Source organism: Enterobacter sp. BIDMC 30, from assembly GCF_000534355.1.
Classification (GTDB): Bacteria; Pseudomonadota; Gammaproteobacteria; order Enterobacterales; family Enterobacteriaceae; genus Enterobacter; species Enterobacter ludwigii.
In genome coordinates, this window is the sequence record NZ_KI973169.1 from 3,569,652 (window position 1) to 3,583,176 (window position 13,525).

The window sequence follows — 13,525 nt, forward strand, 5'->3', positions numbered from 1 at the left end:
ATTCTACCCTGAAAAGTGAGAAAAACATCCCCTTTTGTGCGGTGCCCTTTGCGACCTTCGCCATTTGGGTCACAATGCACTTTTTGCCAGGACAGTGTTATGCAGGCCGAAATTCTCCTCACTCTACGACTACAGCAGAAGCTTTTCGCCGATCCGCGACGTATCGCCCTGCTTAAACAAATAGAACAAACCGGTTCAATAAGCCAGGGGGCTAAGAACGCTGGCATTAGCTATAAAAGCGCCTGGGATGCCATCAACGACATGAACACCCTGAGCGAGCAAACGCTGGTTGACCGGGCCACGGGCGGCAAAGGCGGTGGAGGTGCGATCCTGACACGTTACGGCCAGCGCCTGGTTCAGCTGTATGATCTGCTGGCGCAGATCCAGCAAAAAGCATTTGATGTGTTAAGTGACGACGATAATCTCCCGCTGGACAGCCTGCTGGCTGCCATTTCCCGTTTTTCGCTGCAAACCAGCGCCCGTAACCAGTGGTTTGGCACGGTGATGGCGGGCGATAACGCCCAGGTGCAGCGTCATATTGAGATCCTGCTTGCCGATGGAACAACCCGTCTGAAAGCCGCGATTACCGCACAAAGCGCAGACCGACTGGCGCTGAATGAAGGTAAAGAGGTGCTGGTGTTACTGAAAGCGCCGTGGGTGAATATCACTGCCGATGCCGAAAAAGCAAAAGCCGCTGATAACCAGCTACGCGGTGCCATCCGCCACGTTGAACGCGGTGAAGAGCAGTGTGAAGTACTGATGACCCTGCCGGACGGGCAAGAACTCTGCGCAACCCTTCCCCTCAGCGACGCCGCAGAATTAGAAGAAGGTGCTGTGGTGACCGCATATTTCAACGCCGACCGGGTGATTATCGCCACATTGTGCTGAGCACATTGACAAGCGTGTCGACAGTGAGTATCCCTGACATCTGTTGCTGCAAAAAATGGGATAAGTCATGTCATCATTGCATATTTCGCAAGGCACGTTTCGTCTTAGCGACACCCGAACGCTGACGATTTCTGATTTAACAATACGCGCCGGTGAAAGCTGGGCGTTTGTCGGTACAAACGGAAGCGGGAAATCAGCGCTGGCCCGTGCGCTGAGCGGAGAGCTCGCGCACCTTAAAGGGGAATACCAGTGTAACTTTACGCGCCTGACGCGCCTGTCATTCGAGCAACTACAAAAGCTGGTGAGCGATGAATGGCAGCGCAATAACACCGATTTACTCAGCCCGGGCGAAGAAGATACGGGCCGCACGACGGCAGACATTATTCAGGATGAGGTCAACAATCCTGCCCGTTTTGCGTATCTGGCAGAACAGTTTGGCATCACCTCCCTGCTGAACCGGCGCTTTAAATACCTCTCGACCGGTGAGACCCGGAAAACGCTGCTGTGTCAGGCGCTGATGAGCGAGCCGGAACTGTTGATTCTGGATGAACCGTTCGACGGTCTCGACGTGCAGTCCCGCGCACAGCTGGCCACCCTGCTCGGCTCGCTTAACCAGCAGGGCTATACGCTGGTACTGGTGCTTAACCGTTTTGATGAAATTCCTGAGTTTATTCAGAACGCCGGCGTGCTCGCTGACTGCAACCTGACTGAAACCGGCGAAAAATCGGCGTTACTTAAGCAGGCGTTAATTGCCCAGCTGGCGCACAGTGAAAACCTGGACGGCATCACGCTGCCGGAACCGGACGCACCTTCTGCCCGCCACGCGTTAGATCCCCACCAGCCGCGCATCGTGCTGCGTGATGGCGTGGTAGCGTATGACGATCGGCCGATCCTTAATCATCTCAGCTGGACGGTCAACCCGGGTGAACACTGGCAAATTGTTGGCCCCAACGGCGCGGGAAAATCAACGCTGCTGAGCCTGATCACCGGCGATCACCCTCAAGGCTACAGTAACGATCTCACCCTGTTTGGCCGCCGCCGCGGAAGCGGTGAAACGATCTGGGATATCAAAAAGCATATCGGCTATGTCAGCAGCAGCCTGCATCTGGATTACCGGGTCAGCACCACGGTGCGCAATGTGATCCTGTCCGGGTATTTTGATTCCATTGGCATTTATCAGGCGGTCTCGGACAAACAGCATAAGCTGGCCCAGCAGTGGCTGGATATTCTGGGGATGGATAACCGGGTCGCTGACGCGCCGTTTCATAGCCTTTCGTGGGGACAGCAGCGTCTGGCGCTGATCGTTCGCGCGCTGGTGAAACACCCGACCCTTCTGATCCTCGACGAACCGCTACAGGGGCTGGACCCATTAAACCGCCAGCTGATCCGCCGTTTTGTGGATGTCCTGATTAGCGAAGGTGAAACGCAGCTGCTGTTCGTTTCCCATCATGCCGAAGATGCCCCGTCCTGCATTACGCACCGCCTCGAGTTTGTGCCCGACGGTGAACGCTATCAGTACCTGCTGAGCAAAATCGATTAACCCCGGAGGGCTCTGCCCCTCCGTTTTTTCGGATAACCTGCACAAAGACTTCCCTATCCCTTTGATCTACAATGTCGCATTGCCGCCAAAAAACGGATTTTAAAAGCAGTGTAAACGATTCCACTATTTTATCCCATGTCACACTTTTCGCGTCTCTGTTATGCTATGGTTATTACATACCATAAGCCCAATGGAGCGAAATATGCGAGTTCTGGTAACAGGTGGTAGCGGTTACATTGGTAGTCATACCTGCGTGCAGCTGCTGCAAAACGGTCATGATGTCATCATCCTCGACAACCTGTGCAATAGTAAGCGCAGCGTGCTGCCTGTGATTGAACGTCTTGGCGGTAAACAACCGACCTTCGTGGAAGGCGACATCCGCAATGAAGCGTTGATGACCGAGATCCTTCACGACCATGCCATTGAGACGGTGATCCATTTCGCCGGCCTGAAAGCGGTGGGTGAATCCGTCGCGAAACCGCTGGAGTATTACGACAACAACGTCAACGGTACCCTGCGTTTGATCTCCGCCATGCGCGCAGCGAACGTCAAAAACTTTATCTTCAGCTCTTCCGCAACCGTCTACGGCGATCAGCCAAAAATCCCTTACGTTGAAAGCTTCCCGACCGGTACGCCGCAAAGCCCGTATGGCAAAAGCAAACTGATGGTGGAGCAGATCCTCACCGATCTGCAAAAAGCACAGCCTGAATGGAGCATCGCCTTGCTGCGCTACTTCAACCCGGTTGGCGCCCATCCGTCAGGCGATATGGGTGAAGATCCACAGGGCATCCCGAATAACCTGATGCCGTACATCGCCCAGGTGGCCGTTGGCCGCCGTGAGTCACTGGCTATTTTCGGTAATGATTATCCAACCGAAGACGGTACCGGTGTGCGTGATTATATCCACGTCATGGATCTGGCCGACGGCCACGTGGCGGCAATGCAGCAGCTGGCCGATAAGCCAGGCGTGCATATTTACAACCTCGGCGCCGGGATCGGCAGCAGCGTGCTGGACGTCGTGAATGCCTTCAGTAAGGCCTGCGGTAAGCCTGTGAATTATCACTTCGCACCGCGCCGTGAAGGCGACCTCCCGGCTTACTGGGCCGATGCCTCCAAAGCCGATAAAGAGCTTAACTGGCGTGTCACCCGCACGCTTGATGAAATGGCACAGGATACCTGGCACTGGCAGTCTCGCCATCCACAAGGTTATCCGGACTAAGGATCCGTCATGACTTCGTTCAATCCCGTCGATCATCCGCATCGTCGTTTTAACCCGCTAAGCGGGCAATGGATTTTGGTTTCTCCGCATCGCGCCAAGCGCCCCTGGCAGGGGGCGCAAGAGACGCCTGCAAAACAGACGCTTCCACAGCACGACCCGGACTGCTTCCTGTGTCCGGGCAACACGCGTGTGACGGGCGATAAAAACCCGGACTACAAAGGCACCTTCGTTTTCACCAACGATTTTGCCGCCCTGATGACCGACACGCCCGACGCGCCGGATAGCCAGGACCCGCTGATGCGCTGTGAAAGCGCGCGCGGCACCAGCCGTGTTATCTGTTTCTCGCCCGACCACAGCAAAACGCTGCCGGAGCTGAGTGTTGACACGCTGAAAGAGGTCGTCAGCACCTGGCAGACGCAAACTGCTGAACTGGGTCAGACCTACCCGTGGGTACAAGTGTTCGAAAACAAGGGCGCGGCAATGGGCTGCTCTAACCCGCACCCGCACGGTCAGATCTGGGCCAACAGTTTCCTGCCAAACGAAGCCGAGCGTGAAGACCGTCTGCAAAAAGCCTATTTCGCGGAAAACGGATCGCCGATGCTGGTGGATTACACCCATCGTGAACTGGCCGATGGCAGCCGAACGGTGGTGGAAACCGAGCATTGGCTGGCCGTCGTACCTTACTGGGCAGCATGGCCATTTGAGACGCTGCTTCTGCCAAAAGCACAGGTTCTGCGCATCACCGATCTGAGCGACGCACAGCGCGATGACCTCGCCCTGGCACTGAAGAAACTGACCAGCCGTTATGACAACCTGTTCCAGTGCTCCTTCCCGTACTCAATGGGCTGGCATGGCGCTCCGTTTAACGGTGAAGAGAATCAACACTGGCAGTTGCATGCCCATTTCTATCCGCCGCTGCTGCGCTCTGCGACGGTACGTAAATTCATGGTGGGCTATGAAATGCTGGCAGAAACCCAGCGTGACCTGACGGCAGAACAGGCTGCAGAACGCCTACGTGCTGTGAGTGACGTCCATTATCGCGAATCAGGAGTCTAAAAAATGAGTCTGAAAGATAAAACACAATCCCTGTTTGCTGAGAAATTTGGCTACCCTGCCACCCATGTCATTCAGGCGCCTGGCCGCGTAAACCTGATTGGTGAACATACCGACTATAACGATGGTTTCGTTCTGCCGTGCGCCATTGATTACCAGACGGTCATTAGCTGCGCTAAGCGCGATGACCGTAAAGTCCGCGTTATTGCAGCGGATTACAACAATGAGACGGATGAGTTTTCCCTCGATGCACCCATCGTTACCCACGACAGCCAGCAATGGTCTAACTACGTGCGCGGCGTGGTAAAACACCTGCAGAAACGTAATAAAAACGTGGGCGGCGCTGATCTGGTCATCAGCGGAAACGTGCCTCAGGGCGCCGGATTAAGCTCGTCCGCGTCGCTGGAAGTCGCCGTGGGTACCGTCTTCCAGCAGCTTTATCATCTGCCGCTGGACGGGGCACAAATCGCCCTGAATGGTCAGGAAGCGGAAAACCAGTTTGTGGGCTGTAACTGCGGCATCATGGACCAGCTGATCTCTGCGCTGGGTAAAAAAGAGCATGCCTTGCTTATCGACTGCCGCTCTCTGGGCACCAAAGCCGTTCCCTTGCCAAAAGGCGCAGCTGTGGTAATTATTAACAGCAACTTTAAACGCACGCTGGTGGGCAGTGAGTACAACACCCGCCGCGAGCAGTGTGAGACCGGCGCACGCTTCTTCCAGCAACCTGCGCTGCGTGACGTTTCGCTCAACGAGTTCAATAAAGTGGCGCACGAACTGGATCCGGTAGTGGCGAAACGCGTTCGTCATGTGCTGACGGAAAATGCCCGTACCGTTGAAGCGGCGTCCGCGCTGGCGAAAGGTGACCTGAAACGTATGGGTGAACTGATGGCAGAATCTCACGCCTCCATGCGCGATGATTTTGAAATCACCGTTCCGCAAATCGATACCCTGGTGGACATCGTCAAAGCCACGATTGGCGATAAAGGCGGCGTGCGTATGACCGGCGGCGGCTTCGGTGGCTGCATTGTTGCCCTGATGCCGGAAGAGCTCGTCCCTGCCGTCCAGCAGGCAGTGGAAAAACAGTACGAAGCGAAAACAGGTATTAAAGAAACTTTCTACGTGTGTAAAGCATCACAAGGAGCAGGACAGTGCTAAACGAAACGCCAACCCTTGCCCCGGATGGCCTGCCGTATCGCCTGTTAACCCTGCGCAACAGCGCAGGAATGGTGGTTACGTTAATGGACTGGGGTGCCACTTTGCTATCCGCTCGCGTACCAATGCCTGATGGCAGCGTACGTGAAACCCTGCTTGGCTGCGCGTCGCCTGAGCAGTATGTCAATCAGTCCGCCTATCTTGGCGCGTCTGTCGGCCGTTATGCTAACCGCATCGCGAAAAGCGCTTTCGAACTTGATGGCGAGCGTTACTCGTTGCTTTCCAGTCAGGGCGAAAATCAGTTACACGGTGGACCTGAAGGGTTCGATAAGCGCCGCTGGAAAATCGTTCAGCAAAACGACCGCGAAGTGCTGTTCTCACTTGACTCGCGTGACGGTGACCAGGGATTCCCCGGTAACCTCACCGCGTTCGCGCATTTCACGCTGGCTGACGATAACCGTATCGCCATTGAATATCGCGCGAAAGTTGATAAGCCGTGCCCGGTCAATCTGACCAACCACGCTTATTTCAACCTGGACGGCAACCAGTGCGACGTGCGTAATCACACGCTCCAGATCCTGGCCGATGCCTATCTGCCGGTGGATGAAATGGGGATCCCGTTTCAGGGACTCAAGGCCGTCAGCGGTACCAGCTTTGATTTCCGCAGCGGAAAAACCATCGCGCAGGATTTCCTGAGCGATGACGATCAGCGCAAGGTAAAAGGCTATGACCACGCGTTCCTGCTGCAGGCGAAAGGCGATGTGACTCAGCCTGCCGCACAGGTCTGGTCTGCGGATGAAAAACTGCAGATGACGGTCTACACCACGGCCCCTGCCCTGCAATTCTATTCAGGCAACTACCTTGGCGGTACCACGGCACGCGAACATGAAGAGTACAGCGACTGGCAAGGTCTGGCGCTGGAAAGCGAGTTCCTGCCGGACAGTCCGAACCATCCAGAATGGCCACAGCCGGACTGTGTGCTGCGCCCGGGTGAAGAGTACGTTAGCGTGACAGAATATCATTTCATCCCGCATTCATAATTCCCAGCCCTCCTTGCGGAGGGCTTTTTCTCTCCGTCTTGCTGAAAATAGCGCCGATCGCAGACAAAATCATAACCCTGGATTCACAAGCATCTTACACTCAGAGACTATTTTCGCTATGGTTAGGGTTAAGCGTTGCTGCTGGCACTGTCACGGCAATATAATGAGAATTGTTATCATTCAATAAAGCTTATGAGGAGTACGATATGGCTGTAACTAAGCTGGTCCTGGTGCGTCATGGCGAAAGCCAGTGGAACAACGAAAACCGCTTTACCGGTTGGTACGACGTTGATCTGTCAGAAAAAGGCGTAAGCGAAGCAAAAGCAGCAGGTAAACTGCTGAAGGCTGAAGGCTTCAGCTTTGATTTTGCTTACACCTCTGTGCTGAAACGTGCCATCCATACTCTGTGGAACGTTCTGGACGAACTGGATCAGGCCTGGCTGCCGGTTGAGAAATCCTGGAAACTGAACGAGCGTCACTACGGTGCGCTGCAGGGTCTGAACAAAGCGGAAACCGCTGAAAAATACGGTGACGAGCAGGTTAAACAGTGGCGTCGCGGCTTCGCGGTAACCCCACCAGAGCTGACCAAAGATGACGAGCGCTACCCGGGCCACGACCCGCGTTACGCGAAACTGACGGATGCTGAGCTGCCAACGACCGAGAGCCTGGCGCTGACCATCGACCGCGTTGTGCCTTACTGGAACGAAACCATTCTGCCACGCCTGAAAAGCGGCGAGCGCGTGATCATCGCAGCTCACGGTAACTCCCTGCGTGCGCTGGTGAAATACCTGGACAACATGGGTGAAGACGAGATCCTCGAACTGAACATCCCAACTGGCGTTCCGCTGGTGTATGAGTTCGACGAAAACTTCAAACCAATCAAACATTACTATCTGGGCAACGCTGATGAGATCGCTGCAAAAGCCGCGGCTGTAGCGAACCAGGGTAAAGCGAAATAATTTTCGCTGGACATAAAAAAAGCGTGGAGCAATCCACGCTTTTTTATTTGGCTCCGGAAACTCAGCCGCGACGCGCTTTTACCGCATTCGCCAGCTGACGCAGAAGGGCATCCGTATCGTCCCAGCCGATGCAAGCGTCCGTGACGCTCTTACCGTAGACCAGCGGCTCGCTGCCTTCCAGATTCTGGTTACCTTCCACCAGATGGCTTTCGATCATCACGCCAATAATCGCGTTCTCACCGCCGGCAATCTGCTGACAAACATCGGCGCCGACTTCCATCTGTTTTTTAAACTGCTTGCTGGAGTTGGCATGGCTGAAGTCGATCATCACCTGTTGTGGCAGACCCGCTTTTTCCAGCCCGACCTTCACGTCTGCGACATGTTTTGCGCTGTAGTTCGGCTCTTTACCGCCACGCAGAATAATATGACAGTCACCGTTACCGCTGGTATTCACAATGGCGGAGTGACCCCATTTGGTGACGGACAGGAAGCAGTGCGGTGCCCCGGCGGCATTGATGGCGTCAATTGCCACCTTAATGGTGCCATCGGTACCGTTTTTAAAACCAACCGGACACGAGAGACCTGACGCCAGTTCGCGGTGAACCTGAGATTCTGTAGTACGCGCACCGATTGCGCCCCAGCTCATCAGATCCGCCAGATATTGCGGCGTAATCATGTCGAGGAACTCACCGGCAGCCGGCAAACCGCTGTCGTTGATCTCCAGCAGCAGTTTGCGCGCAATACGCAGACCGTCGTTGATCTGGAAACTGTTATCCATATGCGGGTCGTTAATCAGCCCTTTCCAGCCAACGGTCGTACGCGGCTTTTCGAAGTAAACACGCATGACAATTTCCAGCTCGCCTTGCAGTTCTTCGCGAAGCTGGAGCAATCTTGCTGCGTACTCTTTGGCCGCAGCAGGATCGTGAATTGAGCAAGGGCCAATCACCACCAGAAGACGATCGTCATTACCTTTCAGGATCTTATGGATCGCTTTACGAGCATGAGACACCGTGTTTGCGGCATTTTCAGTGGCGGGGAATTTCTCAAGGAGTGCTACAGGAGGTAATAACTCATTGATCTCTTTAATACGTAAATCGTCGTTCTGATAATTCATTTTCTTTCCAGCTCTGCCATATCTTTATTAATGAAAGCAATCCTTTCAATCTAACTTGCCGACCAGAAAGTGTAAACACGGTTTTACACTTCACGCAGATAATTCCTGGAATTCACCTAAAAATCGCCACAAAATAGCGAAAAACGAGATCTAACCTAAGCTTTTTAACTGTAACAACCACTTTTGTTTGATTAAACGCGATTCCATACTGACGTAAGTCCGTATGACGGAATCTTTCGCCTCTGAAAAAGATGCACTGTTGGAAAATGTTATCCAGCGTAACGACAAGAACAGGAGCACCAAGATGAAAATGACGAAACTGGCAACCCTCTTCCTCACAGCCTCCCTTACCCTGGCAAGCGGCAGCGTCCTTGCCGCTGAGACGGGCTCAACAGATAACAACGGTGATGCAAATGCCGCGGCGGCGGCGGGTCAGGTCGCCCCTGATGCAAAACAGAATATCGCCCCGAATAATGTCGATAACAGCCAGATCAATACCGGGAACACCAATACCGGAGGCACGATGTTGCATCCGGACAGTAGCGGCTCTGGCACCATGAATCATGACACGATGAGTACCGATGAGATGCATAAGAACACCATGTGCAAAGACGGTAAGTGTCCGAATTCGAATGACAAAGTGGGCGACGATGCCAATACCAAAACGGATGGCACAACCCAATAATCCGTGACGGATGTAAACGTAAAAGGAGAGCTCTGGCTCTCCTTTCTTTTTGGAGTAAGCCATTAAAAACGCTACACTAAAAACAATAACAAAAAGGAAAGCTGATATGGCGCACACGCATTCACACACCCCGTCTCCTGGCGATGACAACGCTAAACGCCTTATGCTGGCCTTCGGCGTCACGGCAACGTTTATGGTTATCGAGGTCATTGGTGGCCTGGTTTCCGGCTCGCTGGCGCTTCTGGCGGATGCCGGACATATGCTTACCGATGCCGCCGCCCTGCTCTTCGCTCTGTTGGCCGTGCAGTTTGCCCGTCGTCCGCCTAACGCGCGTCATACCTTTGGCTGGCTGCGGCTGACCACTCTGGCGGCGTTTGTTAACGCTATTGCTCTGGTGGTTATCACCCTTCTTATCGTCTGGGAAGCCATACAGCGCTTTCGTCACCCACAGCCGGTCGCCGGAGCGACAATGATGGTTATCGCCGTAGCAGGTCTGCTGGCCAATCTTCTGGCGTTCTGGATTTTGCATCGCGGCAGCGGGGAAAAGAACCTCAACGTGCGCGCTGCGGCTCTGCATGTTATGGGCGATTTGCTGGGTTCCGTCGGCGCTATTGTGGCCGCGCTGGTGATCCTTTATACCGGCTGGACGCCCGTCGACCCGATTCTGTCCGTGCTGGTATCGTGTCTGGTATTGCGCAGTGCCTGGCGGCTGCTGAAGGAGAGCGTGAATGAACTGCTTGAAGGGGCACCGGCATCCGTGGACATTACCGAGCTTAAACGCAACCTGCGTCGTTCCGTGCCCGAGGTGCGCAACGTGCATCATGTTCACGTCTGGCTGGTGGGTGAGAAACCGGTCATGACATTGCACGTCCAGGTGATCCCTACCCATGACCATGATGGCCTGCTTGAGCGCATCCAGCACTTTCTCGAACATCACTATGAGATTGGCCACGCCACCATCCAGATGGAGTACCAGCCCTGTAACGGCCCGGACTGCCACCTGAACGAGGCGCAGTCCGGCCATTCACATCATCACCATCATTAGTTCGAAAGCGCGCGAGAGCCTCGCTCACGCGCGCTGTTAATCCACATCCGGCTCCCGTTCAGGGCAATGAAGGTCAACAGCAGATACTCCAGCGACATCGCATAGACGCCCTGAAGTGCAAAAATAACCACGCTAATGACGTTAATGACGACCCAGAGCAGCCAGTTCTCAACGTATTTACGGGTCATCAGGATCATCGCAGCAATCGACAGCACCATCATGCAGGAGTCCCAGAACGGGAAAGCATCCGGCTGGAGTGATGGCATAGCGACATTCAGCCCGAGGCCAGACATGACCGACACCGCGACACGGGTCAGGAATGCAAACACCGGGTTGATATAGACGGTCATTAAACCAATGGCGACAACGCAGGCGACAAACCAGGCGATGGCTTTCGGTAAGGGCAGCCAGCGGATTTGCAGTTCCGCCTCCTGCTGGCTGTTCTGCCGCGACCACGCGTACCAACCGTAAATGTTCGCCGCAAAGAAGAACAACTGCAAAAGCAGGCTGGCGTACAGCTGGATCTGGAAGAAGATAATCGCAAAGAGCGTAACGTTAATTAACCCGAACGCGTAGTTGCTGATCTTCTCCAGGCTTGCCAGCCAGATACACAATAACCCAGCCAGCGTACCCACGGCCTCAATCCATGACAGGTCATAGCCACCTGCACCAATCGGTATATGAACCAGAATGTTCTGTGTGCTAAAAAAATCCATCTTTTCCCCAGGGCGTATTGAATTAAGTACGTAGTGTAGCCGCAAAATCCAGCATGCGGTTAAGCGGAATTAACGCACCTTCACGCAGAGCAGCATCCACATGGATTTCATGCGTTGCTCCGCCTTTCTCCAGCCCCTCAGCGATAGCTTTCAGGCCGTTCATCGCCATCCACGGGCAGTGCGCGCAGCTACGACACGTCGCCCCCTCGCCCGCCGTTGGTGCTTCAAGCAGCTCTTTCTCAGGCACGGCTTGCTGCATCTTATAGAAGATACCGCGGTCGGTTGCCACGATGAGCTGCTTGTGCGGCAGCGTCCTGGCAGCGTTGATAAGCTGGCTTGTGGATCCCACGGCATCCGCCATGTCGACAATGGACTGCGGTGATTCTGGGTGAACAAGGATCGCAGCGTGCGGGTAAAGCGCCTTCATGCGCGAGAGCGCCTGCGTCTTAAATTCGTCATGAACAATACAGGCACCCTGCCAGCAAAGTACGTCAGCGCCGGTCTGCTTCTGCACGTAATTACCGAGATGGCGGTCAGGCGCCCAGATGATTTTCTCGCCCAGGCTGTCCAGATGCTCAATCAGTTCAACGGCGATGCTTGATGTCACGACCCAGTCTGCCCGCGCTTTCACTGCGGCAGAGGTATTGGCATAGACCACCACGGTACGGTCCGGATGGGCATCGCAGAAGGCCGAGAACGCATCAATCGGACAGCCGAGGTCGAGTGAACACTCCGCATGTAGCGTTGGCATCAGAATGGTTTTTTCAGGGCTGAGAATCTTTGCGGTTTCCCCCATAAAGCGAACGCCTGCGACCAGTAACGAGGAAGCAGGATGTCTGGCACCAAAGCGTGCCATCTCCAGAGAGTCAGAGATGCAGCCCCCGGTCTCTTCCGCCAGTTGCTGGATTTCCGGGTCGGTGTAGTAATGTGCAACCATCACTGCATCTCGCTCTTTAAGAAGACGTTTGATCTTCTCACGGTAAAACTGCTTCTCATCCTGACTCAGCGGGACAGGCTTTGGCGGGAAGGGATAGATTGCGGCTTCTGGATCAAACATCACGCTCATTATGGCTTCTCGTTTTACTGGCTTAACATTATTGCCTTTCTTTTGCATGACATAGCAAAACGGACGGCAAATGTGTTTTGTATACTAAACAAGATAGCGAATTTGCGAGAAAAAGTCACCGGAAATAGGTGTGCGTAGCACGCATCGGATGGCGACTTCGCCGGAGCCGACCTGCAAGGTCAAAATATGCGGAATACAGATAGCAAAAAAGCGCCTTTAGGGCGCTTTTTTACATTGGTGGGTCGTGCAGGATTCGAACCTGCGACCAATTGATTAAAAGTCAACTGCTCTACCAACTGAGCTAACGACCCCTTGCGGGATGTACTGCAAATCTATTCAGGCTGGTGGGTCGTGCAGGATTCGAACCTGCGACCAATTGATTAAAAGTCAACTGCTCTACCAACTGAGCTAACGACCCGCTTGGGTGTTGCCTGAATTTTTACTCATACCAATAACCTGGTGGGTCGTGCAGGATGACTCGGCTTTGCCTCGCCCTACGGGCCGTTGCTGTTGCAACGTTATCCTTCACGTTTAATATCTGAGTAAGACATTAAAATTGGTGGGTCGTGCAGGATTCGAACCTGCGACCAATTGATTAAAAGTCAACTGCTCTACCAACTGAGCTAACGACCCCTTGCGGGATGTACTGCAAATCTATTCAGGCTGGTGGGTCGTGCAGGATTCGAACCTGCGACCAATTGATTAAAAGTCAACTGCTCTACCAACTGAGCTAACGACCCGCTTGGGTGTTGCCTGAATTTTTACTCATACCAATAACCTGGTGGGTCGTGCAGGATGACTCGGCTTTGCCTCGCCCTACGGGCCGTTGCTGTTGCAACGTTATCCTTCACGTTTAATATCTGAGTAAGACATTAAAATTGGTGGGTCGTGCAGGATTCGAACCTGCGACCAATTGATTAAAAGTCAACTGCTCTACCAACTGAGCTAACGACCCGGAGTGGTGGGTGATGACGGGCTCGAACCGCCGACCCCCTCCGTGTAAAGGAGATGCTCTACCAACTGAGCTAATCACCCACTCTGTATTACC

At 54.0% G+C, this 13,525-nt stretch carries 12 protein-coding genes and 6 tRNA genes; 9 read left to right on the forward strand and 9 right to left on the reverse strand.

Annotation, left to right across the window (positions count from 1 at the left end; genetic code table 11):
- Window positions 1-99 precede the first annotated feature (99 nt).
- From modE to gpmA, 7 genes are all read left to right on the forward strand, one after another.
- Window positions 100-888 (forward strand): molybdenum-dependent transcriptional regulator, encoded by a 789-nt coding sequence (gene modE / locus L466_RS05580; RefSeq protein ID WP_025204643.1) that lies wholly within the window; start codon window positions 100-102, stop codon window positions 886-888.
- 67 nt (window positions 889-955) lie between these two features.
- Complete coding sequence (gene modF / locus L466_RS05575) at window positions 956-2,428, forward strand: molybdate ABC transporter ATP-binding protein ModF (RefSeq protein ID WP_032681399.1); 1,473 nt, start codon at window positions 956-958, stop codon at window positions 2,426-2,428.
- Between the two features lie 202 nt (window positions 2,429-2,630).
- Window positions 2,631-3,647: a UDP-glucose 4-epimerase GalE gene (gene galE / locus L466_RS05570; protein WP_020884951.1), complete on the forward strand. Its 1,017-nt coding sequence runs from the start codon at window positions 2,631-2,633 to the stop codon at window positions 3,645-3,647.
- Between the two features lie 9 nt (window positions 3,648-3,656).
- Window positions 3,657-4,703, forward strand: a complete 1,047-nt coding sequence (gene galT / locus L466_RS05565) for a galactose-1-phosphate uridylyltransferase (protein WP_032681400.1) — start codon at window positions 3,657-3,659, stop codon at window positions 4,701-4,703.
- Between the two features lie 3 nt (window positions 4,704-4,706).
- The gene (gene galK / locus L466_RS05560) at window positions 4,707-5,855 is read left to right on the forward strand and encodes a galactokinase (RefSeq protein ID WP_025204645.1); all 1,149 of its coding nucleotides are present in this window, start codon (window positions 4,707-4,709) and stop codon (window positions 5,853-5,855) included.
- Entirely contained in the window at window positions 5,849-6,892 is a 1,044-nt protein-coding gene (gene galM / locus L466_RS05555) for a galactose-1-epimerase (RefSeq protein WP_032681402.1), read from the forward strand. Before galK ends, galM begins: the two co-directional genes overlap by 7 nt.
- Before the next feature lie 206 nt (window positions 6,893-7,098).
- Entirely contained in the window at window positions 7,099-7,851 is a 753-nt protein-coding gene (gpmA, locus tag L466_RS05550; RefSeq protein ID WP_020884954.1) for a 2,3-diphosphoglycerate-dependent phosphoglycerate mutase, read from the forward strand.
- A 61-nt stretch (window positions 7,852-7,912) separates the two neighbouring features.
- Here gpmA and aroG read toward each other — a convergent pair whose 3' ends face one another.
- On the reverse strand, window positions 7,913-8,965 hold the full coding sequence (gene aroG / locus L466_RS05545; RefSeq protein WP_014169194.1) for a 3-deoxy-7-phosphoheptulonate synthase AroG: 1,053 nt from the start codon (window positions 8,963-8,965) through the stop codon (window positions 7,913-7,915).
- Window positions 8,966-9,269: 304 nt separating this feature from the next.
- Here aroG and L466_RS05540 point away from each other — a divergent pair, with 304 nt between their 5' ends.
- Window positions 9,270-9,650, forward strand: coding sequence for a YbgS-like family protein (locus tag L466_RS05540; RefSeq protein WP_025204646.1), 381 nt, complete (start codon window positions 9,270-9,272; stop codon window positions 9,648-9,650).
- Between the two features lie 106 nt (window positions 9,651-9,756).
- On the forward strand, window positions 9,757-10,695 hold the full coding sequence (gene zitB / locus L466_RS05535; protein WP_032681403.1) for a CDF family zinc transporter ZitB: 939 nt from the start codon (window positions 9,757-9,759) through the stop codon (window positions 10,693-10,695).
- Here the strand turns inward: zitB and pnuC are convergent.
- The 8 genes from pnuC to L466_RS05495 all read right to left on the reverse strand — a co-directional run bounded on the left by pnuC (window position 10,692) and on the right by L466_RS05495 (window position 13,512).
- Entirely contained in the window at window positions 10,692-11,411 is a 720-nt protein-coding gene (pnuC, locus tag L466_RS05530; protein WP_020884957.1) for a nicotinamide riboside transporter PnuC, read from the reverse strand. The genes zitB and pnuC overlap by 4 nt on opposite strands.
- A gap of 22 nt (window positions 11,412-11,433) precedes the next feature.
- The gene (gene nadA / locus L466_RS05525) at window positions 11,434-12,477 is read right to left on the reverse strand and encodes a quinolinate synthase NadA (protein ID WP_032681404.1); all 1,044 of its coding nucleotides are present in this window, start codon (window positions 12,475-12,477) and stop codon (window positions 11,434-11,436) included.
- 235 nt (window positions 12,478-12,712) lie between these two features.
- Window positions 12,713-12,788, reverse strand: a tRNA-Lys gene (locus L466_RS05520).
- 31 nt (window positions 12,789-12,819) lie between these two features.
- A tRNA-Lys gene (locus tag L466_RS05515) sits at window positions 12,820-12,895 on the reverse strand.
- 139 nt (window positions 12,896-13,034) lie between these two features.
- A tRNA-Lys gene (locus tag L466_RS05510) sits at window positions 13,035-13,110 on the reverse strand.
- A gap of 31 nt (window positions 13,111-13,141) precedes the next feature.
- A tRNA-Lys gene (locus tag L466_RS05505) sits at window positions 13,142-13,217 on the reverse strand.
- A gap of 139 nt (window positions 13,218-13,356) precedes the next feature.
- Window positions 13,357-13,432, reverse strand: a tRNA-Lys gene (locus tag L466_RS05500).
- Between the two features lie 4 nt (window positions 13,433-13,436).
- Window positions 13,437-13,512, reverse strand: a tRNA-Val gene (locus L466_RS05495).
- Window positions 13,513-13,525 lie beyond the last annotated feature (13 nt).

Excerpts from the sequence above, each read along its gene's own strand:
- gpmA (WP_020884954.1), top strand. The coding sequence starts at position 7,099 with ATGGCTGTAACTAAGCTGGTCCTGGTGCGTCATGGCGAAAGCCAGTGG.
- modE (WP_025204643.1), top strand. The coding sequence starts at position 100 with ATGCAGGCCGAAATTCTCCTCACTCTACGACTACAGCAGAAGCTTTTC.
- nadA (WP_032681404.1), bottom strand. The coding sequence starts at position 12,477 with ATGAGCGTGATGTTTGATCCAGAAGCCGCAATCTATCCCTTCCCGCCA.
- galE (WP_020884951.1), top strand. The coding sequence starts at position 2,631 with ATGCGAGTTCTGGTAACAGGTGGTAGCGGTTACATTGGTAGTCATACC.
- zitB (WP_032681403.1), top strand. The coding sequence starts at position 9,757 with ATGGCGCACACGCATTCACACACCCCGTCTCCTGGCGATGACAACGCT.
- galK (WP_025204645.1), top strand. The coding sequence starts at position 4,707 with ATGAGTCTGAAAGATAAAACACAATCCCTGTTTGCTGAGAAATTTGGC.
- aroG (WP_014169194.1), bottom strand. The coding sequence starts at position 8,965 with ATGAATTATCAGAACGACGATTTACGTATTAAAGAGATCAATGAGTTA.
- L466_RS05540 (WP_025204646.1), top strand. The coding sequence starts at position 9,270 with ATGAAAATGACGAAACTGGCAACCCTCTTCCTCACAGCCTCCCTTACC.
- modF (WP_032681399.1), top strand. The coding sequence starts at position 956 with ATGTCATCATTGCATATTTCGCAAGGCACGTTTCGTCTTAGCGACACC.
- galT (WP_032681400.1), top strand. The coding sequence starts at position 3,657 with ATGACTTCGTTCAATCCCGTCGATCATCCGCATCGTCGTTTTAACCCG.
- pnuC (WP_020884957.1), bottom strand. The coding sequence starts at position 11,411 with ATGGATTTTTTTAGCACACAGAACATTCTGGTTCATATACCGATTGGT.